Source organism: Streptomyces sp. Root1310 (assembly GCF_001426425.1).
Classification (GTDB): domain Bacteria; phylum Actinomycetota; class Actinomycetes; order Streptomycetales; family Streptomycetaceae; genus Streptomyces.
In genome coordinates this window covers 68,405-88,307 of the sequence record NZ_LMEQ01000001.1, presented here as the reverse complement: position 1 = coordinate 88,307, position 19,903 = coordinate 68,405, and the positions used below count along the sequence as shown (strand labels likewise).

At 72.7% G+C, this 19,903-nt stretch carries 20 protein-coding genes; 6 read left to right on the top strand and 14 right to left on the bottom strand.

The window, feature by feature from the left end; all coding sequences use genetic code 11:
• Window positions 1-86 precede the first annotated feature (86 nt).
• The 6 genes from thpD to ASD48_RS00400 all read right to left on the bottom strand — a co-directional run bounded on the left by thpD (window position 87) and on the right by ASD48_RS00400 (window position 5,329).
• On the bottom strand, window positions 87-974 hold the full coding sequence (gene thpD / locus ASD48_RS00425) for an ectoine hydroxylase (protein ID WP_057599306.1): 888 nt from the start codon (window positions 972-974) through the stop codon (window positions 87-89).
• Window positions 975-979: 5 nt separating this feature from the next.
• On the bottom strand, window positions 980-1,384 hold the full coding sequence (locus ASD48_RS00420) for an ectoine synthase (protein ID WP_057599305.1): 405 nt from the start codon (window positions 1,382-1,384) through the stop codon (window positions 980-982).
• A 45-nt stretch (window positions 1,385-1,429) separates the two neighbouring features.
• Complete coding sequence (gene ectB / locus ASD48_RS00415; RefSeq protein WP_057599304.1) at window positions 1,430-2,701, bottom strand: diaminobutyrate--2-oxoglutarate transaminase; 1,272 nt, start codon at window positions 2,699-2,701, stop codon at window positions 1,430-1,432.
• Window positions 2,702-2,762: 61 nt separating this feature from the next.
• A complete protein-coding gene (gene ectA / locus ASD48_RS00410) occupies window positions 2,763-3,269 on the bottom strand; it encodes a diaminobutyrate acetyltransferase (RefSeq protein ID WP_057599303.1) in 507 nt (168 codons plus the stop codon).
• A gap of 282 nt (window positions 3,270-3,551) precedes the next feature.
• Window positions 3,552-4,079, bottom strand: a complete 528-nt coding sequence (locus ASD48_RS00405; protein ID WP_057599302.1) for a DinB family protein — start codon at window positions 4,077-4,079, stop codon at window positions 3,552-3,554.
• 149 nt (window positions 4,080-4,228) lie between these two features.
• Window positions 4,229-5,329 carry an aminotransferase class V-fold PLP-dependent enzyme gene (locus tag ASD48_RS00400; protein WP_057599301.1) on the bottom strand — a complete coding sequence of 367 codons (1,101 nt, stop codon included), beginning with the start codon at window positions 5,327-5,329 and terminating at the stop codon, window positions 4,229-4,231.
• Between the two features lie 184 nt (window positions 5,330-5,513).
• Here ASD48_RS00400 and ASD48_RS00395 point away from each other — a divergent pair, with 184 nt between their 5' ends.
• From ASD48_RS00395 to ASD48_RS00375, 5 genes are all read left to right on the top strand, one after another.
• Complete coding sequence (locus tag ASD48_RS00395) at window positions 5,514-6,377, top strand: transporter substrate-binding domain-containing protein (RefSeq protein ID WP_057599300.1); 864 nt, start codon at window positions 5,514-5,516, stop codon at window positions 6,375-6,377.
• Between the two features lie 4 nt (window positions 6,378-6,381).
• Complete coding sequence (locus ASD48_RS00390) at window positions 6,382-7,215, top strand: amino acid ABC transporter permease (RefSeq protein WP_057599299.1); 834 nt, start codon at window positions 6,382-6,384, stop codon at window positions 7,213-7,215.
• On the top strand, window positions 7,212-8,003 hold the full coding sequence (locus ASD48_RS00385) for an amino acid ABC transporter ATP-binding protein (protein WP_057599298.1): 792 nt from the start codon (window positions 7,212-7,214) through the stop codon (window positions 8,001-8,003). The genes ASD48_RS00390 and ASD48_RS00385 overlap by 4 nt, the downstream gene beginning before the upstream one ends.
• A 21-nt stretch (window positions 8,004-8,024) precedes the next feature.
• A complete protein-coding gene (locus tag ASD48_RS00380) occupies window positions 8,025-9,116 on the top strand; it encodes an amidohydrolase family protein (protein ID WP_057599297.1) in 1,092 nt (363 codons plus the stop codon).
• A 166-nt stretch (window positions 9,117-9,282) separates the two neighbouring features.
• On the top strand, window positions 9,283-10,284 hold the full coding sequence (locus tag ASD48_RS00375; protein ID WP_057599296.1) for an SCO1860 family LAETG-anchored protein: 1,002 nt from the start codon (window positions 9,283-9,285) through the stop codon (window positions 10,282-10,284).
• 142 nt (window positions 10,285-10,426) lie between these two features.
• On the opposite strand, the gene cobC is transcribed toward ASD48_RS00375, so the two are convergent.
• The 6 genes from cobC to cobM are packed head-to-tail and all read right to left on the bottom strand — an operon-like array spanning window position 10,427 to window position 16,843.
• The gene (gene cobC / locus ASD48_RS00370; protein WP_057599295.1) at window positions 10,427-11,524 is read right to left on the bottom strand and encodes an Rv2231c family pyridoxal phosphate-dependent protein CobC; all 1,098 of its coding nucleotides are present in this window, start codon (window positions 11,522-11,524) and stop codon (window positions 10,427-10,429) included.
• Complete coding sequence (locus tag ASD48_RS00365) at window positions 11,514-12,443, bottom strand: sirohydrochlorin chelatase (protein WP_057599294.1); 930 nt, start codon at window positions 12,441-12,443, stop codon at window positions 11,514-11,516. The genes cobC and ASD48_RS00365 overlap by 11 nt, the downstream gene beginning before the upstream one ends.
• Complete coding sequence (locus tag ASD48_RS00360; protein ID WP_057599293.1) at window positions 12,440-13,042, bottom strand: precorrin-8X methylmutase; 603 nt, start codon at window positions 13,040-13,042, stop codon at window positions 12,440-12,442. The genes ASD48_RS00365 and ASD48_RS00360 overlap by 4 nt, the downstream gene beginning before the upstream one ends.
• On the bottom strand, window positions 13,039-14,766 hold the full coding sequence (gene cobJ, locus ASD48_RS00355) for a precorrin-3B C(17)-methyltransferase (RefSeq protein WP_057599292.1): 1,728 nt from the start codon (window positions 14,764-14,766) through the stop codon (window positions 13,039-13,041). Before cobJ ends, ASD48_RS00360 begins: the two co-directional genes overlap by 4 nt.
• Window positions 14,763-16,019 (bottom strand): bifunctional cobalt-precorrin-7 (C(5))-methyltransferase/cobalt-precorrin-6B (C(15))-methyltransferase, encoded by a 1,257-nt coding sequence (locus ASD48_RS00350; protein WP_057600925.1) that lies wholly within the window; start codon window positions 16,017-16,019, stop codon window positions 14,763-14,765. Before ASD48_RS00350 ends, cobJ begins: the two co-directional genes overlap by 4 nt.
• Before the next feature lie 5 nt (window positions 16,020-16,024).
• Window positions 16,025-16,843, bottom strand: coding sequence for a precorrin-4 C(11)-methyltransferase (gene cobM, locus ASD48_RS00345; protein WP_057599291.1), 819 nt, complete (start codon window positions 16,841-16,843; stop codon window positions 16,025-16,027).
• 110 nt (window positions 16,844-16,953) lie between these two features.
• Here cobM and ASD48_RS00340 point away from each other — a divergent pair, with 110 nt between their 5' ends.
• Window positions 16,954-17,682 (top strand): ZIP family metal transporter, encoded by a 729-nt coding sequence (locus ASD48_RS00340; protein ID WP_020130448.1) that lies wholly within the window; start codon window positions 16,954-16,956, stop codon window positions 17,680-17,682.
• Between the two features lie 17 nt (window positions 17,683-17,699).
• Here the strand turns inward: ASD48_RS00340 and cobI are convergent, their stop codons facing one another.
• Together cobI and ASD48_RS00330 are read right to left on the bottom strand one after the other, a co-directional pair.
• On the bottom strand, window positions 17,700-18,431 hold the full coding sequence (gene cobI, locus ASD48_RS00335; RefSeq protein ID WP_107104254.1) for a precorrin-2 C(20)-methyltransferase: 732 nt from the start codon (window positions 18,429-18,431) through the stop codon (window positions 17,700-17,702).
• Entirely contained in the window at window positions 18,428-19,900 is a 1,473-nt protein-coding gene (locus ASD48_RS00330) for a cobyrinate a,c-diamide synthase (protein ID WP_107104195.1), read from the bottom strand. Before ASD48_RS00330 ends, cobI begins: the two co-directional genes overlap by 4 nt.
• Window positions 19,901-19,903: the final 3 nt, after the last annotated feature.

Sequence of the window (19,903 nt, the reverse complement as noted above, 5' to 3'; positions counted from 1 at the left end):
GGCCCCGACGCACGGCAGGCCCGGACGCCGCCACCCGATCCGGGTGGGGGCGTCCGGGCCTGCCGGCGCAGCCTGCGGGAACCGGTTCAGCGCACCGGCGTGAAGTCCCGCGCGCCGATGTACTCCGGCCGGCGGACCGGTGCCGCGAACGGCTCCACGGCCGTGTTCTCCACGCTGTTGAACACGATGAACACGTTGCTGCGCGGGAACGGCGTGATGTTGTCGCCGGACCCGTGCATGCAGTTGCAGTCGAACCAGGTCGCCGAACCGGCCTTGCCCGTGAACAACTTGATGCCGTAGTCGCCGGCCATCGCGGTCAGCGCCTCGTCCGAGGGGGTGCCCGCGTCCTGCATCTGGAGCGACTTCTTGTAGTTGTCCTCGGGCGTCGCCCCGGCGCAGCCGAGGAACGTCCGGTGCGAGCCCGGCATGATCATGAGCCCGCCGTTGGTGTCGAGGTTCTCGGTCAGCGCGATCGACACGGACACCGTCCGCATGTTCGGCAGACCGTCCTCGGCGTGCCAGGTCTCGAAGTCGGAGTGCCAGTAGAAGCCCCCGGCCCCGAAGCCCGGCTTGACGTTGATCCGCGACTGGTGCACGTACACGTCCGAGCCCAGGATCTGCCGGGCGCGCCCCACGACCCGCTCGTCGCGGACGAGCGCGGCGAACACGGGACTGAGCTTGTGCACCTCGAAGACGGAGCGGATCTCCTTGGACTTCGGCTCGACGATCGAGCGCCCGTCGGCCCGGATCTCCGGGTCGGCGACCAGCCGCTCCAGCTCCCGTCGGCAGACGGTGACCTCGTCGTCGCTGATCAACCGGTCGACGGCGAGGAAGCCGTCGCGCTCGTACTCCTGGAGGCCGGCCGCCGGGATGGGGCCCGGCGCGTCGGGGGAGCCCCAGACGACGGGGTCCTTGCGGGGTACGGACACCTCGGTGGTGCCACGGGTGGGGTAGAGATCGGTGAGGGTGGTCACGATGCTTACACCTCCTCGGGCTCGGTCAGCAGGGGGTACACGCCGTTCTCGTCGTGGTCCTCCCGCCCCGTGACGGGCGGGTTGAACACGCAGATGCAGCGGAAGTCCTCCTTGACGCGCAGCGTGTGCCGCTCGTGCCCGTCGAGGAGGTACATGGTGCCGGGCGTGATGCTGTGCGTCCGCCCGGTCTCGTGGTCGGTCAGTTCGGCCGCGCCCTCGACGCAGACGACGGCCTCGATGTGGTTCGCGTACCACATCGACGTCTCGGTACCCGCGTACAGAATCGTTTCGTGCAGCGAGAACCCGACCCGTTCCTGAGCGAGCACGATGCGCTTGCTCTCCCAGGTGCCGGACGCCGCCCGCACATGCCGGTCGGTGCCTTCGATGTCCTTGAACGAACGGACGATCACGGTGGTGCGATGCCTCCTAGGTAGGGGATACGGGGTCCGAGGACGTCAGACGGTCTCCCGTACGGCGCGGGCGATGACACTGAGGCCCTCGTCCAGTTCCTCGGGGGTGATGGTCAGGGCCGGCAGCAGTTTGACGACCTCGCTCTCCGGACCGGACGTCTCGATCAGCAGCCCGAGCTCGAAGGCCCGCTTCGCGACCCGCCCGGCCCGCGCCTTCTCGTGGAACTCCAGGCCCCACACCAGGCCGCGGCCCCGGTACTCCTTGACGTCGGCGAGGTTCTCCTCGGTGATCGAGATGAGCCCCTGCTCGATCTGTTCGCCCCGCGTCCGGGTCTGCTTCTCCATCGCGGACCCGTCGGCCCAGTACGTCTCCAGGGCGGCGGTGGCGGTGACGAAGGCCGGGTTGTTGCCGCGGAAGGTGCCGTTGTGCTCACCCGGCTCCCACACGTCCAGCTCGGGCTTGAACAGGCAGAGCGACATGGGCAGTCCGTAGCCGCTGATCGACTTGGAGACGGTCACGATGTCGGGGACGATCCCGGCCTCCTCGAAGGAGAAGAAGGCCCCGGTGCGCCCGCATCCCATCTGGATGTCGTCGACGATCAGCAGCATGTCCTGGCGTTCGCACAGGTCCTTGAGCGCCCGCAGCCACTCCGGACGCGCGACGTTGATGCCGCCCTCGCCCTGCACGGTCTCGACGATCACGGCGGCCGGCTTGTTGAGCCCGGATCCCTGGTCCTCGAGCAGCCGCTCGAACCAGAGGAAGTCGGGTACCTGGCCCTCGAAGTAGTTGTCGAACGGCATGGGCGTACCGTGCACCAGCGGTACCCCGGCACCGGCCCGCTTGAAGGCGTTGCCGGTCACGGCGAGCGACCCGAGGGACATCCCGTGGAAGGCGTTGGTGAACGAGACGATGGCCTCGCGTCCCTTCACCTTCCGCGCCAGCTTCAGGGCCGACTCCACGGCGTTGGTGCCGGTCGGGCCCGGGAACATGACCTTGTAGGGCAGGTCACGCGGCCGCAGCACCAGATCCTGGAAGGTCTGCAGGAAGGTCCGCTTGGCCACGGTCGACATGTCGAGCCCGTGCGTGACGCCGTCCCGCATCAGGTAGTCGATCAACGCCCGTTTCAGCACAGGGTTGTTGTGGCCGTAGTTGAGGGATCCGGCACCGGCGAAGAAGTCCAGGTAGCGGTGACCGTCCTCGTCGTACATCCGGCTGCCCTGCGCGCGGTCGAAGACGGCGGGCCAGCTGCGGCAGTAGCTGCGCACCTCGGACTCGAGGGTCTCGAACACGCTGAGGTCGGGCTGGGTGATGGTCACGACGAAACGCTCCTCGGAGTGGGGGTCGGAAGGAGAGGCGGGCGGACGCGGGGCGCGCGGGTCAGAAGGCGAGGGGGCCGATCCGGTACAGGACCTCGGGGTCGTGCGGGCCGTCGGGGAACAGACCGGCGCCGAACAGCACCTCACGGGTGACGGTCGCCCCGTGCCGGTCGGCGAACGAGGTGAACAGCCGCTCGGAGGCGGTGTTGCCCGGCGTGATCGTGGTCTCCACGGCCGTGAGCGGGCGTTCGGCGGCGACCCGTGCGGTCAGCCCGTCCAGCAGGGCGGCGGCGAGGCCGCGACCACGGTGCGCGGCGTCGACGGCCACCTGCCAGACCAGCAGGGTCCGCGGGTCCTCCGGCCGGACGTACCCGGTGACGAACCCGACCGGCTCGCCGTTCTCCGCGCGGGCCACCGCCGAGGTGGCGGCGAAGTCGCGACACCACAGCAGATAGCTGTAGGACGAGTTCAGGTCGAGGGTTCCGGATTCCTTCGCGAGACGCCAGAGCGCTGCGCCGTCTTCCACCGACGGGCTGTCGATACGTAGGTCTGCTTGTGCGGCAGTCATGCGGATTGAACTTACCCAGGGAAATTCAATAACGCATGGAGAGGCCGTGGTGATTCCGTGATGCCGCCGGGACAGATGGACGTTTCGTCCGCTTTTGCACCGCGCGAAAAGGGCATATCGCCTCGCTTGTGCAATGCGTCACGCACTCGAAACCTGCCTGAAATTCCCCGCGTTTAGGTGCGGGGAATCGGGGCAGAAGAACTCAGGAAACCTATCGTCGAGAAAGGGGAGCGAGAAGGGGACGGGAAAGGGGCCGACGGGAATTCGTGAATTACCTTGAATTCAGGCTCCGGTAACCCCGTCGATACGCTCCCGGAGAATGTCCGCGTGGCCGTTGTGCCGGGCGTACTCCTCGATCATGTGGATGAGCACCCAGCGCAGGCTGACCTCGAGCCCGGCCATCGGCCCGTCGGCGATCCGCCCGGTGGCCTCGAGCGGCCGCCCGGCGATCAGCTCACGTCCGCGCGCGATCTCCCGCCGCCAGGCGGCCAGCGCCGCGTCGAGGTCCCGCCCGGCCTCGAGGGCGTACCCGGTCCCCTCCTCGAAGACGGGCGGCACGTCCAGCCCGGCGAACGCCCGCTGGAACCAGTTGCGTTCCACCTCCGCGAGATGCTGGACGAGACCGAGCAGGGTCAACTCGGAGGGCGCTGCCGAGGGTTGCCGCAGCTGCTCGTCGTCCAGCCCCGCGCACTTCAGCTCGAGCGTGGCCCGGTGGAATGCCAACCAGCTCTCCAGCATGGGGAGTTCGTCACCGGTCAGCAGGGGGACGGGCCGGCCGTCGGGGAGGATGAGGGGAGTGTCGGAGGTCATGGGGGCAGCATGGCAGGCGGCACCGACAGCGGGATGTCGCCGGTCCGGCCGACGCCGGTCCGGCCGACGCCGGTCCGGCCGACGCCGGTCCGGCCGACGCCGGTCCGGCCGACGGTGATCCGACGGCCGGTGATCCGGCCCGGCGGCGCCTACCGCCAGGCGCCCTCCGCGGCCCGCCGGGCCCCTGCCGGATCGACGTCCAGCCCCTTCTCCGCCAGCGCGGCACCCAGCGCCGCCAGGCATCCCTGCACCACGCCGGCGGTCGCGTCGCCCCCATAGTGGTTGACCCGGATCATCTCCCCGGCCAGCGCGCCCCCGCCCGCGGCCAGCGGCAGCCCGGGGTCGCTCGCCAGCGCCCGCGCCACCAGCTCCGACGCCACCACCCCCGACGGCGTCCGCAGCGTCGTGGCGACGGGCGCCGCCTCCGCCGCGTCGCGCACGTACGGCTCCAGCCCGCCGCCCAGCGCGAGCGCGCCCGCGCGCGTCGCGGCGGCGGCCAACGCGTGCCGGGCCATCACCGTCTCCGGCCGCTCCGCCTCGATCCGCTCGACACACGCCTCCAGCGCCAGCATCTCCAGCTGCGCCGGCGCGTGCAGCAGCGCCTTGCGACCGCCGTCGACCCAGCGCTCCTTCCAGTCCAGCAGGGACAGGTACGACCGGCGCGGCGCCTTCGGGTTCGCGGCCATCCGCGCCCACGCCCGCTCGCTCACCGACACCGCCGACACGCCCGCCGGGCCGCCCATCGCCTTCTGCGCGCCGATCACGCACAGGTCCACGCCCCACGCGTCCGGCAGCACCGGCTCGGCGCCGATCGAGGCGACCGCGTCCAGGTAGAACAGCGCGCCGTGCTCCCGCACCACCTCGCCGATCGCCGCGACCGGGTTGGTGTTGCCGGTCGCCGCCTCCGCGTGCACCAGCGACACGAAGTCGATCCCGGGGTGCTCCGCGAACGCCTCCCGGATCTGCTCGGCCGTCACCGCCGTGTGGAAGGGCACGGCCAGATCGATCACCGTGGCGCCGCAGTCCCGCAGCCAGTCCCCGAAGGTCTGCCCGTACGGACCGGTGATCACGTTCAGTGCGACCGTGCCCGGACCGGCCGTGCCGCGGATCGCGCCCTCCAGCGGCAGCAGCGCCTCGCCCTGCATGATCACGACGTCCTGCCGGGTGTCCAGCAGCCGCGCCACGCGGTCCTCGATCGAGGCGAAATGTGCGGCGGTCAGCGGGGCAAGATCCAGGAACGGGTGTGTCACGGCGGTGCTCTCTTCACTCACTGGGTAGAGGTGACGAGACTAACCGGCACGCCCCCCCACCCCTCCCGCCCTCCCCACCGGTCACTTCGCAGGTCGCGCGGCCCGGTGACCATCGGTTTGATTTGAGAGCCTCAAACATCTCCTTATAATCGGAACCCACAGTTCCCTTACAGGAAGGCCCGCCGTGAACACCCTCCCCGGCCGCCGGACCCGCGTCCTGGCCGCCACCACCGTGACGGCCGGGCTGATGCTCGTCGCCGCCTGCACCTCCACCGATGACGGCGGCAGCGGCTCCAAGACCGCCGCCGGCGGGGTCGAGCTCGTCAAGGCGGGCCAGCTCACCACCTGCACCCACCTGCCCTACCCGCCCTTCCAGTCGGAGATCGACGGCAAGGTGCAGGGCTTCGACGTGTCCCTGATCGACCTGGCCGCCAAGAACCTGGGCGTGAAGCAGGAGATCCTCGACACGCCGTTCGAGAACTTCAAGACCGGCGCCTTCCTGAACTCCGGCGAGTGCGATCTGGCCGCGGCCGGCATGACCATCACCGACGAGCGCAAGAAGAACGTCGACTTCTCCGACCCGTACTTCGAGGCCACCCAGGCCGTCCTGGTCGACAAGGGCGCGGGTGTCACCTCGCTCGCCGACGTGAAGTCCAAGGGCGTCAAGCTCGGCGCCCAGGCGCAGACCACCGGCGAGGACTACGCCAAGAAGCAGGGCTTCGACCCGGTCTCCTTCGAGTCCTCCGACGCCGTCCTCAACGGTCTGCGCACCGGCCAGGTCAAGGCCGTCATCATCGACTTCCCGGTCGTCCAGGGCTGGCTGAAGGACAAGGCCAACGCCGACGCCTTCAAGGTCGTCGACAACCTCAACACCGGTGAGCAGTACGGCTTCACGGTGAAGAAGGGCAACACCAAGCTGGTCGCCGCGATCAACAAGGCGCTGGCGGACGCGAAGGCCGACGGCACCTACAAGAAGCTGTACGAGAAGTGGATCGGGCCGTACGACGAGTCGGCCGCGTCCCCGTCCGCCGCCGCCTCGGCCTCCTGACCCCATGGCCGACAGCGACGTACGACTCCAACCGAAGAAGAAGGGCCTGACCCGGCGGCAGAAGCGCAGCCTCTCGCGCGGCGCGCAGTACGTCGTGTTCGTCGCCGCCGTGATCGTCTTCGCGGTCACGGCGGACTGGGGCCGACTGAAGAACCAGTTCGCCCAGTGGGACATCGCGAAGGAGATGTTCCCGGACGTCATCACGCTGGCGCTGAAGAACACCGTGCTGTACACGGTGTCCGGCTTCGTCCTCGGCCTGCTGCTCGGCCTGGTCATCGCCCTGATGCGGCTGTCCTCCGTCGGCCCGTACCGCTGGCTGGCCGGCGTCTACATCGAGATCTTCCGCGGTCTGCCCGCCCTGCTGATCTTCGTGTTCATCGGCGTGGCCGTGCCGCTGGCCTTCCCCGGCACGGAGATCGTCGGCGGCACCTACGGCAAGGCGGCCCTCGGGCTCGGCCTGATCGGGGCCGCCTACATGGCGGAGACCTTCCGCGCGGGCATCCAGGCCGTGCCCAAGGGACAGCTGGAGGCGGCCCGGTCGCTGGGCTTCTCGCCCGGACGTGCGATGGTCTCGGTGATCATCCCGCAGGCGTTCCGGATCATCCTCCCGCCGCTCACCAACGAACTGATCATGCTCTTCAAGGACTCCTCCCTGGTGCTGCTCCTCGGGGTGACGCTGGAGGAGCGCGAACTGTCCAAGTACGGCCGTGACCTGGCCAGCACGACCGCCAACTCCACGCCGATCCTGGTCGCCGGCCTGTGCTACCTGCTGGTGACCATCCCGCTCGGCTTCGTCGTGCGGCGCATGGAGGCCAAGGCCCAGGAGGCCGTGAAATGAGCCGACCGGAGATCGAAGTCCGTGACCTGCACAAGTCGTTCGGCACCAACGAGGTGCTGCGCGGCATCGACCTGGAGATCGGCCAGGGCGAGGTCGTCTGTGTGATCGGCCCGTCCGGCTCCGGCAAGTCGACACTGCTGCGCTGTGTGAACCTGCTGGAGGAGCCCACCAAGGGCCAGGTCTTCGTCGGCGGCACCGAACTCACCGACCCCGACGTCGACATCGACGCCGTACGGCGCCGTATCGGGATGGTCTTCCAGCAGTTCAACCTCTTCCCGCACCTGACGGTGACCGAGAACCTCACGCTGCCGCAGCGCCGGGTGCTGCGGCGCGGCAAGGCGGAGGCGGCGAAGGTGGCCGCCGAGAACCTGGAGCGGGTGGGCCTGTCGGAGAAGGCGGACGCCTACCCCGCCTCCCTCTCCGGCGGCCAGCAGCAGCGCGTCGCGATCGCCCGAGCGCTGGCCATGGGCCCCGAGGTGATGCTGTTCGACGAGCCGACCTCCGCGCTCGACCCGGAGCTGGTCGGCGATGTCCTCGCGGTCATGCGGATGCTCGCCGACGAGGGCATGACGATGATGGTCGTCACGCACGAGATGACCTTCGCCCGCGAGGTCGCCGACCGGGTGGTCTTCATGGACGGCGGCGTGATCGTGGAGGACGGCACCCCGGCCGAGGTCATCGGCAACCCCACCCACGAGCGCACCCGCCACTTCCTCTCCCGCCTCCTCGACCCGGCGATGGCCCAGGTCGAGGAGGAGACCTCCGACCGGCTGGGCAAGGGAGACTAGTCGGTCACTAAGGTGCGGTGCATGAGCGATCACTCGGTGCTGCACGTGAAGGGCCGGGTCCTTGCCGGGCCCGACGATGTCCGCGACGGGCTGTGGGTCGTCGACGGCCGGATCACCTACGACCGTCCCGTCGGCGCCCGCGACGTGCGGACCGTCGAGGGCTGGGCGCTGCCCGGCCTGGTCGACGCCCACTGCCATGTGGGCCTGGGCGCGCACGGCCCCGTCGAGGCGGACGTCGCCGAGAAGCAGGCGCTGACCGACCGCGAGGCGGGCGCCCTGCTGATCCGCGACGCGGGCTCGCCCTCGGACACCCGCTGGGTCGACGACCGCGAGGACCTCCCGAAGATCATCCGGGCGGGCCGGCACCTCGCCCGCACCCGCCGCTACATCCGCGGCTACGCGCACGAGATCGAGCCCGAGGACCTGGTCGCGTACGTCGCGCGGGAGGCCCGGCGCGGCGACGGCTGGGTCAAGCTTGTCGGCGACTGGATCGACCGCGAGGTGGGCGACCTGGCCCCCAGCTGGCCGCGGGAGGCGGCCGAGGCGGCCATCGCGGAGGCCCACCGCCTGGGCGCGCGGGTGACGGCGCACTGCTTCGCCGAGAACTCGCTCCGCGACCTGGTCGAGTCGGGCATCGACTGCGTCGAGCACGCGACGGGCCTGACCGACGAGCTGATCCCGCTGTTCGCGTCACGAGGCGTGGCGATCGTGCCGACCCTCGTCAACATCGCCACCTTCCCGGCCCTCGCCGCCGGCGGCGAGTCCAAGTTCCCGCGCTGGTCGGCCCATATGCGCCGGCTGCACGAGCGCCGCTACGACACCGTCCGCTCCGCCTACGACGCCGGCATCCCGGTCTTCGTCGGCACGGACGCCGGTGGCACGCTGCCGCACGGTCTGGTGGCCGCGGAGGTCGCGGAACTGGTGACGGCGGGCATCCCGCCGCTGGCGGCGCTCTCGGCGACGACCTGGGGCGCGCGCGAATGGCTCGGACGACCCGGTCTGGTCGAGGGCGCTCCGGCCGACCTGGTGGTCTACGAGAGCGACCCGCGCGACGACGTACGGGTGCTCGCGGCACCGCGCCGGGTGGTACTGAACGGCACGGTCGTGAGCTGAGAGCGCCGTGCCCCGGGCGGTCGTGGAGAACGTGCGTGCCGGTGGATTCGAAGACACGCACGGAAAACTCACGTTGGAGTGAACTCGCGTCACCTTGCTGACCGTTCACCCCTCGTACGTAATTCTTGCGGGGTCCCGAAGCATTTCTCTTCTGGGGGTCCCACCCTTGAACGGCAACAACTTCCCGCTGCCCGCATGCGCCCGGCGTGCCGCCACCGTCGTCGCGGTCACGGCCCTGGCCGCGGGTCCCGCGGCCCTGGCCGGCGCGGGCACCGCCCACGCTACGTCCGGCCAGGGCCGGGCGAGCGCGTCCGTCCTGCGCACCGGCCTCGACGTGGCCCTGCTCGACAAGACCGTCGACATCCCGCTCGCCGTCTCCCTCAACGAGGTGCAGGCTCCGCACAGCGCCGAGAAGACCGCGCTGACGGCCGAGTTGAACGGCGTCGACGGCGGAAAACCCTTCAGCGTCCTGCGCGCGGACGTCGCCGAGGCGAAGGCGACCGTCGACGGAACCAGGGCCGAGGCCTCCACCCGCCTCGCCCACGCCAAGCTGCACGTGCCCGGCCTCCCGCTGCTCTCCCTCGTCGAGGTCGGCACGGTCACCTCCAGGGCGACCTGCGAGGCCGGGAAGACGCCGGTCGCGGTCTCCAACCTGCTCGGCTCGGTGACGGTTCTGGGCAAGAAGGTGTCGGTCAGCACCGGCGGCACGACCGACGTGAAGGTGCCGGGCGTGGGTGAGGTCCGCCTGGACCTGTCGAAGCGCGAGACCACCTCCCGCACGGCGGCCGCCACCGCCCTCGAACTCACCGTCTCCGTGAACCCGTTGAGCCTCAACGTCGCCGAGGTGACAGGCACCCTGACCCTCGCGAAGGCGACCTGCGAAGCCCCCGCAGGGCGGGAGCGGGAACAGGAACAGGAAGAGGGCAAGGACGAGGAGCAGGGAAAGGGGGAGGAGCAGGGGCCGGGCGAGGCGCAGGAGCAGGGGCAGGAGCAGGCCGCCGAGCCGAGCGCCGCCCCGGCCGGTGACGTCAAGGCCCAGGCCGCGCCCGCCCGGGCCGACCTGGCGCAGACCGGCGGCGGCTCGACGACCCCGTACATCGCGGGCGGCGCCGTGGCGCTGCTGGCGGCGGGCGGGGGAGCGGTGGTCCTGGCCCGCCGTCGCGGCTGACCGGGCGGAGCACGCAGCACGGAGCGCCGCGTACGGAGCGCCGCGTACGGAGCGCCGCGTACGGAGGCAGAGGTACGGAGGTGAGGGGTACGGATTTGGGTCGTCCCGCCCGGGTCCGTACCCCGCCGTCCTTACCCCGCCGTCATCCCCGGGTCAGGGCCAGAGCCTGGTCCAGCGCCTGGAGGAAACGGTTCACCGTCGCCCGGTTCCGTACCGCCAGCCGCAGCCACTCCTCGTCCAGCCCCGGGAAGGTGTCCCCGCGCCGGACCGCGAACCCCAGGGTGCGCAGCCGCCGGCGGACGGCGTCGGCCCCGGGCAGCCGCACCAGGACGAACGGCCCCTCCGCCGGCCCGACGACCCGCACCCCCTCGGCGGCGAACTCCTCGAGGCCGGCCACGAGATGCGCCCGGTCCGCTGCCACGCGATGGGCGGCGTGGGCGGCCTCCGCCAGTGCCTGCGCCCCCATGCACGCCTCGGCCGCCACCAGTGCCGGCGTGGACACCGGCCACAGCGGCTGGGCCCGCTCCAGATCGGCGATCGTCTCCGGCGCGGCGAGCACGTAGCCGATCCGCAGCCCGGCCAGCCCCCAGGTCTTGGTCAGGCTGCGCAGCACCACCAGGCCGGGCACGTCGGTGTGTCCGGCGAGGGCCTCCCGCTCGCCCGGCACCGCGTCCATGAACGCCTCGTCGACCACCAGCGTCCGGCCGGGCCGGGCCAGCCGCCGGATCGTCTCCGCCGGGTGCAGCACCGACGTGGGGTTCGTCGGATTGCCGACGACCACCAGGTCGGCCGTCTCGGGGACGGCCGCCGGGTCCAGCCGGAAGCCGTCCTCGGCGCGCAGCACCACCCGGTCCACGCTGTGCCCCGCGTCCCGCAGCGCCGCCTCCGGCTCCGTGAACTGCGGGTGCACGACGACGGGCCGCCGCACCTTCAGGGCCCGTGCCAGCAGCACGAAGGCCTCCGCCGCGCCCGCCGTCAGCAGCACCCGCTCCACGGGCAGCCCGTGCCGCGCCGCGACCGCCGCCCGCGCGGCCCGCCCGTCCGGGTAGGCCGCCAGGCCGCCCAGGGACGCGGCGACCCGCTCCCGCAACCAGCGCGGAGGGGTGTCCGCGCGGACGTTCACCGCGAGGTCGACCAGCGCCGAGCCGTCGTCGCGCACCTCGGCGTCCCCGTGGTGGCGCAGGTCGTGGCCGCCGGAGCGACCCTCGGCCGGTCCCTCGGCCGGTCCCTCAGTGCGCATGGGAGTGCGTGTGGCCGTGATGGTGGTGGCCGTCGTGGTGGTGGCCCTCGTCGTCCGGGTGGAAGTGCGGCTGCTGCGGCGTGCCCACCTTGTCCTCGAAGCCCGGCAGCGCGATCCGGTACACGCACGAGTCGCAGTTCATCCGAAGGTCGCCCTTGACGGCCTCCTCGTACCGCTCCATCACCAGGTCCAGCAGCTCCGGCTCGGGACCGATGACGTCCGCCGACCGCACCTCGACCTCCGGATGCGCGGCCGCCCAGCCCTCGGTCTGGTGCCGGACCCGCTCGGGGAGGATCCCGGTGAACAGGAAGTACGGGAGCACGACGATCCGCTTCGCCCCCAGCCGCACACAGCGGTCGAGCCCGCTCGGCACGTCGGGCGCGGCCAGCGACACGAACGCGGTCTCCACACCCGCGTACCCGCGTCCCTCCCACAGCAGCCGCGCCGCCTTGTACACCTCGGCGTTGGCGTCCGGGTCCGTCGAACCGCGCCCCACCAGCAGCACGGTCACGTCGGCCAGGTCCTCGGGGGTGCGCCCCGCGGTGCCCAGCGCCTCGTCCAGCCGCCGCTCCAGCACGTTCAGCAGCGCCGGGTGCGGGCCCAGCGGACGCCCGTACGTGTAGGAGATCCCCGGGTGCCGCTCCTTCTCGCGGGACAGCGCCGCGGGGATGTCACCCTTGGCGTGCCCGGCGGACACCAGCATCAGCGGGACGGCGGCGAACCGCCGTACGCCACGTTCCACCAGCTCCGTCACCGCCTCGCCCAGCGGCGGCGGGGACAGCTCGATGAAACCGCCCGCGACGGGCAGTTCGGGGTGGCGGCGGCCCAACTCCCGTACGAAGTCACGGAACGCCTCGGCTCCGGCCTCGTCCCGGGTGCCATGGCCGGCGATGAGCAGGGCGGGCGGCGGGGTGGTCACTGTTTCTCCTCGGAGGGCGAAGCGGGGGACGAAAGGGGGGTGTACAGCAGGGCGTTGAGGGCGGCGGCGGCGACCGCCGACCCGCCCTTCTCGGACACGTTGCTGACGGCGGGCAGGCCGCTCTCGCGGAGCGCGGCCTTCGACTCGGCCGCCCCGACGAAGCCGACGGGCAGGCCGATGACCAGCGCGGGGGAGGCGTCCAGCGTCAGCAGCTCCTCCAGGGCGGTCGGCGCGCAGCCGATCACCCAGAGGGCGCCGGGCCCGACCTCCTCGTACGCCAGCCGGATCGCGTGGGCGGACCGGGTCAGCCCGGGTCCGGACGTGGCGTCCCGGAGACGGCAGACGGTCTCCCGCCGGGTGATCCCCGCGGCCACCATCTCCACGTCGACGACGACGGGCGCCCCGGCGTGCAGCGCGGCGTGCGCCTTGGCCAACTCGCCCTCGTCCAGCACGAGATCGTGTGCGTACTCCAGATCGGCGGCGGAGTGGACGACCCGCTCCACCACCGCCCGGCTCAGCGGCGCGAAGTGCGAGGTGTCCAGGCGGGCACGCAGCCGCCGGAAGGACTCCTGCTCGATCGGATGGACCACACGGTTCACAGGGCGCCCTCCAGGGAGTCGTCCCGGGAGCCTTCCGGGGAGTTCTCCTGCCAGCGGTAGCCGCGGGGCGTCACCATGCGCCCCGCGATGTTCCGGGTCGCCGTGTTCCCCACGGTCACGACCGTCATCATGTCGACCCAGGCCGGGTCGAGTCCGGCGAGCGTCGTCAGCCGCGCGGTGCCGTCCGGGCGCGAGGCGTTGCGCACCACGCCCACCGGCGTCGTCGGCTCCCGGTGCTCGGCGAGGATCGACAGCGCCTTGGGGAGCTGCCAGTCGCGGCCCCGGGAACGGGGGTTGTAGAAGGTGACGACGATGTCCGCCTCGGCCGCCGCCCGCACCCGTCGCTCGATGACCTCCCACGGCGTGTGCAGATCGGACAGGCTGATCGACACATGGTCGTGGCCGAGCGGCGCGCCGAGGATCGCGCCGGCCGCGAGCGCGGCGGTCACCCCCGGCACCCCGACCACGTCGATGTCGTCGGACGCCTCGGCGAGCGCGGGGGAGGCCATGGCGTACACGCCCGCGTCCCCGCTGCCGATCAGCGCGACGGCTTGCCCGCGCCGGGCCTCCTCGACGGCCGTCCGGGCCCGCTCCTCCTCGGCGCCGAGCCCCGACTCCAGGATCCGGGTGCCGGGCCGCAGCAGGTCGCGGATCTGGTCGACGTACTGGTCCAGGCCGACGAGCACCGAGGCCCGCTCCAGCTCCGCCTTCGCCCGCGGCGTGAGCAGGTCCCGGGCGCCCGGCCCGAGCCCGACGACCGCGAGCCGCCCGCGCGCGGGGCGCCGTACGACGGCACAGGTGGCCATCGCGGGCCGCCCGTCCGCCCGCTCCGACTTCCGCTTGGGGACGAGGAGTTCACCCCCGCCGATCAGCGCCGCCGCCTCCGCCACCGACGGCGTGCCGACGGCGGCGAGCGGCGCGTCGGACGGGTTCGGCACCCCGACGCCCGCCAGCTCCGCGGCGGAGTACGTCACCAGGGGCACACCGAGCCGCCGGGCGGTCTCGACGATGCCCGGCTCGTCGGCCTTGGCGTCGACGGTGGCGAGCTCGGCGAGACTGCGGGCGGACAGCCCCGCCTCCCGCAGTACGCCCTCGACCAGGCCGAGCACCTCGTCGGCCGGGGCGCCGCCGGACGCGCCGACCCCGACGACGAGGGACGGCGGACGCAGCAGCACCTCCCCGGACCCGGGTTCGACCGCACGGTCCGTCAGCCGCACGGTGTACGACCCCCGCTCCGCGAACGGCACCGGCGGCAGCGGCCACGCCACCTCGGCGGCGAGCGCGACCGGCTCGCCGTCCAGCAGCGCCCGCGTCACACCGGCCACATCGCCCTCCACGGGCAGGCCGAGCGTGTCGAGACCGGGGATGCCGACGGCGTCCGTGGCCGTGGTCACCACCGGCTGCGCACCCAGCAACTCACCCACGGCCACCGCGAGTTCGTTGGCTCCGCCGGCGTGCCCGCCGACCACCGGGACGGCGAACCGCCCGGCCTCGTCGACGCACACCACACCCGGGTCGGACGTCTTGTCGGACAGCAGGGGCGCGACCAGGCGGACGACCGCCCCCGTCGCCAGGAAGCACACGAGCTGCTCGCACTCGGCGAACGCCCGCCGGACGGCGTCCCCGACCGGGCCGTCGTACACGCGCGTGCGGTCCGGCCAGGCGGCGGCCAGCCGGTCGCGTGCCGCCGCCCCCGCCGCGGTGGCGGAAATGAGGCCGATCACAGGGCTACTCCTTCTCGGTGAACAGGGTGCGCGCCGACGGCGTCTCTGACACCCCACAGCAGGAAAACGGGATTGGTCGCGGCCAGCCGGGTCACATCACCCGGCAGCGGCGCGAGCCGTGAGGAGTGCAGCAGCACACCGTCGCAGTCGAACCCGGCGTCGCGGAGCGCGGCGCGCACCGCCGGGACCCGGTCCAGCGCGGCCATCGCGACGACCACGGTCCGCCGGGCCCGCCGCGCGCACCCGCCGACGATGCCGGGCAGCTCGCGCCCGCCACCGCCGACGAACACGGCGTCGGGATCGTCGAGTCCGGCCAGCGCGTCGGGCGCGCTGCCGTGCACCACGTGCACGTCGACGCCGTGTGCCGCGGCGTTGGCGCGGATCCGGGCCACCCCGTCCGCCGCCTTCTCGACGGCGCTGACGGCGGCGCCGAGCCGTGCGCACTCCACGGCCACGGACCCCGACCCGGAACCCACGTCCCAGACGAGGTCGCCGGGGCGCGGCCCGAGCCGGGCCAGGGCCAGCGCCCGCACCTCGAACTTGGTGATCATCGAGTCGCGGTGGGCGAAGCCGCCCTCGTCCAGCGCCCACCCGGCGGGCCGGACAGCGGGCCCGGCCACCGTCCGCACCGGACCGAGCGTGCGCGTCTCGTCCAGGCACAGGACGACACTCACCGCCGTACCCCAGTCGCGTCCGGCGGCCTCGCCGGGGGAGACGCGCTCCACGCGCTCGTTCGCCGGGTCGCCCAGCGCGGAGGCCACGACGAGCACCCGGCCGGGCGCGCTGCGCGCGAGCGCGGCGCCCAGCTCGGCGGGCCCGGCGCCCGGCCCGGTCAGGACGGCCACCTTCGGGTGTGCCCGGCAGACGTTGACGGCGGTGCGCGGATCCCGCCCGTGCGCGCTCACGACGACGGCGTCGTCCCAGGTCAGCCCGAGCCGAGCGAAGGCGGTGGCCACGGAGGAGACACCGGGCCGGACGTCCAGCCGGTGCGCCCCGAACCGTTCGGCCAGCGCCCGCACGATCCCGAAGAAGCCGGGGTCGCCGGAGGCCAGCACGACCACGCGGCGGTCCTTCCCGACGTACTCCTGCATGGCGTCGAGGGCCGGCGCGAGCGGACCGAGCTCGATCCGCTCGACGGACGCGGGCAGCGCCACGGCGTCCAGATGGCGCCGCCCGCCCACGACGAGCTCGGCGCCGGCGAGGACCTCCCCGCCGGGCGCCGTCCCGGTCCCCGTGCCGACGACGGTGATCAGCCGGCTCACGTACCGGCACCCCGCGAGCGCAGCGCCCGGCGGGCCTCCGGGTCGGCCTTGCGATAGCCGTGGAAGTGACCGGGGTGGTACAGGTGCGAGCGGGTGCCGTGCGCGTCGAGGGCCGGGCCGACCAGGAAGAGCGTGTGCTTCCAGAGCTTGTGCTCCTTGACGGTCTCCTCCAGCGTCTCGATCGTGCACTTCACGACCAGCTCCTCCGGCCAGGTCGCCTGGTAGGCGATGACCACCGGGGTGGCCGTCGGGTAGCCGCCCTCCAGCAGTTCGCGCACCAGCTGACCGCTGCGCGCGGCCGACAGGAAGATCGCCATGGTCGTGCCGTGCTTCGCGAACTCCCGCACCTCCTCGCCGGGCGGCATCGGCGTCTTGCCGCCGCCGAGCCGGGTCAGGACGACCGACTGGGCGACCTCGGGGATCGTCAGCTCGCGCCGGGCGAGCGCGGCGACGGCCGAGAAGGAGGACACCCCGGGCACGATCTCGGTCTCGACGCCGATCTCCTCGCACCGGTCGAGCTGCTCCTGCGTACCGCCCCAGAGTGCGGGGTCGCCGGAGTGGATGCGGGCGACCCTCAGCCCCTCCCGGCGGGCCCGCTCGTACACGGTGACGACGTCCTCCAGGGACATGGTCGCCGAGTCGAGGATCTCCGCGCCCTCGCGCGCGTGCTCGAGAACCTCCGCCTGGACCAGGCTCGCGGCCCAGATCACGACGTCGGCGTCGGCGATGGCACGCGCGGCGCGGAACGTCAGCAGGTCGGCGGCGCCGGGGCCGGCACCGACGAAGGTCACCTTGCCGGTGGGGGCATCGGCCATGGGTTCGGGTCCTCTCATAGCGGGCTTTGTCCGTGCGTCACGGACGTTTTGCGGCGTCGGCGGACGGCGCGGATGTGCGCGATCGGGGGTTGATCGGATAGCAAGGGCCTATGGCGGTCTTCGTCGCGCTCGGCGCGTTCCTCATGACGCTGGCCGGCGGCTGGACGGCACAGCGCGTGACCGACCGCCGCCACCTGGTGCTGGGCCTGGCCGGCGGCCTGATGCTGGGCGTCGTCGGCCTCGATCTGCTGCCGGAGGCACTGGAGGCGGCCGGTACGGAGGTCTTCGGCGTCCCGGCCGCGCTGCTGCTCTTCGTGGCGGGCTTCCTGCTGGCCCATCTGGTCGAACGACTGCTGGCGGTACGGCAGGCCGCGCACGGTGCCGAGGAGCACGACGGCCGGGCCCCCGAGGTCGGCCTGACGGCGGCCGCGGCGATGGTCGGCCACAGCGCCATGGACGGCGTGGCGATCGGCGCGGCCTTCCAGGTGGGCGGCGGCATGGGCATCGCCGTCGCCCTGGCGGTCATCGCCCACGACTTCGCGGACGGCTTCAACACCTACACGATCACGAGCCTGTACGGGAACGACCGCCGCAAGGCCCTGGCCATGCTGTTCGCGGACGCGGCGGCACCGGTCGTCGGCGCGGCCTCGACGTCCTTCGTCACCATCCCCGAGCAGCTGCTCGGCGCCTATCTGGGCTTCTTCGGCGGTGCGCTCCTCTACCTGGCGGCCGCCGAGATCCTCCCCGAGGCGCACCACGAACACCCCGCCCGCTCGACCGTGCTGTGCACGATCGCGGGCGCGGCCTTCATCTGGCTGGTGGTGGGCCTGGCCTCGTGACCAGGTGGCGGACGGACTCACAGCTTGCCGCCCCGGCCGCCCTCGCGCCGCGCGGGAGCGATGAGCGTGGAGAGATACGGCAGCGGCTCGCCGTCCAGCTCCCCGGCGGGCCGGATGGACTCCTCCGCGAGACCGAGCGCCGACCCCCACACGGCGTCCCCGATCCGCCCGGTCTCCCGCAGCGCCTCGGCGACCTCGGCGGCCTGCCGTCCGAACTTGTAGGCCACGACGGTCCCCGGCCCGGCGAGCGCGTCCTTCAGCACGGCCGAACCCGCCGTCACCGGCACCAGCGTCAACGGCTCGGTGCCCTCGGTCAGCACGGCACCCGACCGCGCCGCGAGATCCTGCATGGCGGTGATCCCCGGGACGGTCTCGATCACCACGCCCGGCACCGACTCCACGATGGTCTGCGCGAGATAGGTGAAGGTGGAGTACACGTTGGGATCGCCGATGGTCGCGAAGGCGACGCCGCCGTGCTGCCGCAGCAACTCGGCAACCCGCCCCCCGGCCGCGTCCCAGGCGGCCTCCCGCCGCGCCCGGTCGGTCCGCTCGTTGAGCGCGAAGACGACCCGGACGATCCGCTCCGCCGGCACGTAGTGCAGCACGGTGGCCTCGGCCCGCCCGCGCTCCCCGCTGTCCATCACGGGCACGACGACGACCTCGGCGGCCCGCAGCGCGTTGACGCCCTTGACGGTCACCAGCTCCGGATCCCCGGGACCCACCCCGACCCCGACCAGCTTGCTGCTCATGACGTCCGGCACCTCTCCACGAACCGACGGGCCACACCGGGCTCGGACGCCCAGTGCGTGTGCAGATAACTCGCGTGCACACCGCGCTCCACAAAACCTTCGACCCGCCGCGGGGCCAGTACGCCCCAGGCGGGAGCCGCCCCCGAGCCGGGCTCGACGACGGTCCGGTGGAACTCGTGTCCGCGCATCCGCGTCCCGGCCACGGCCAGCACGCTGTCGCTCACGGCCACGGCGTCCCGGTACCCGAGCGTGAGCCGCCCGCTCATCCGCGCGGTGGCGTCAAGCACCCCGCACATGGGCCGCCCGTCCAGCTCCCGGCACAGGTACAGCAGCCCGGCACACTCCGCGGCGACCGGCGCACCGGACTCCGCGAGCGCGGCGACCTCCTTGCGCAGCGCCTCGTTCCCGGACAGCTCGGCGGCGTACACCTCGGGAAACCCGCCCCCGACGACCAGCCCGCGGGTCCCTTCCGGCAGCCCTTCGTCCCGCAGCGGATCGAACACGACGACCTCGGCCCCGGCGGCGGCGAGCAACTCCGCATGCTCGGCGTAGGAGAAGGTGAACGCGGCCCCACCCGCGACGGCGACCCGCACCCTGCCGCCCGGGCCGCTCTTTCTCGGCCCGTCCGGCGCTTGAGGACCAGGCCGTTCAGGCCGGGAGCGGGGGTCTGGGGGCGCAGCCCCCAGGGTCGGGACGGGAAGGGGCGGCGGGAGCGAGGAATCAAGCGCCTCGGCCGCGTCCCAGGCCGCACAGGACAACGCCCCCGCACTACGCGCCAGCGCGACCAACGCCTCCAGATCGCACCCTTGGGAAACCTGCGCCGCCATGGCCGCGACGGAATCGACCGCGGCGGCCCGCCGCTCGGCGACCGGCACCAACCCCAGATGCCGGGACGGCGTCTCCACCTGAGCCACCCGCCGCAGCACCCCCAGCACCGGCACCCCGGCCGAGTCGAGCGCGTCCCGCAACAACTCCTCGTGCCGGTCGGACGCGACCTTGTTCAAGATCACGCCCCCGATCCGCACCTCCGGATCCCAGGAGGCGAACCCGTGCACGAGCGCGGCCACCGACCGCGACTGCGACGACGCGTCGACCACGAGCACGACCGGTGCCCGCAGCAGCTTCGCCACCTGGGCGGTGGACGCCAGCTCACCCTCCCCGGCGGCCCCGTCGAACATCCCCATGACCCCTTCGACCACGGCGATGTCACACCCGCGCGCACCGTGCGCGAACAGCGGCCCCACCAGAGCGGGCCCGCACAGATACGCGTCGAGGTTGCGCCCCGTCCGCCCGGTCGCGAGCGAGTGGTACCCGGGGTCGATGTAGTCCGGCCCCACCTTGTGCGGGGACACGGCGAGCCCCCGCGCGGTGAGCGCGGCCATCAGCCCGGTGGCGACGGTGGTCTTGCCGCTGCCCGAGGAGGGCGCGGCGACGACCAGCCGGGGGACGCGGGACGGGGAATTCAGCACGGC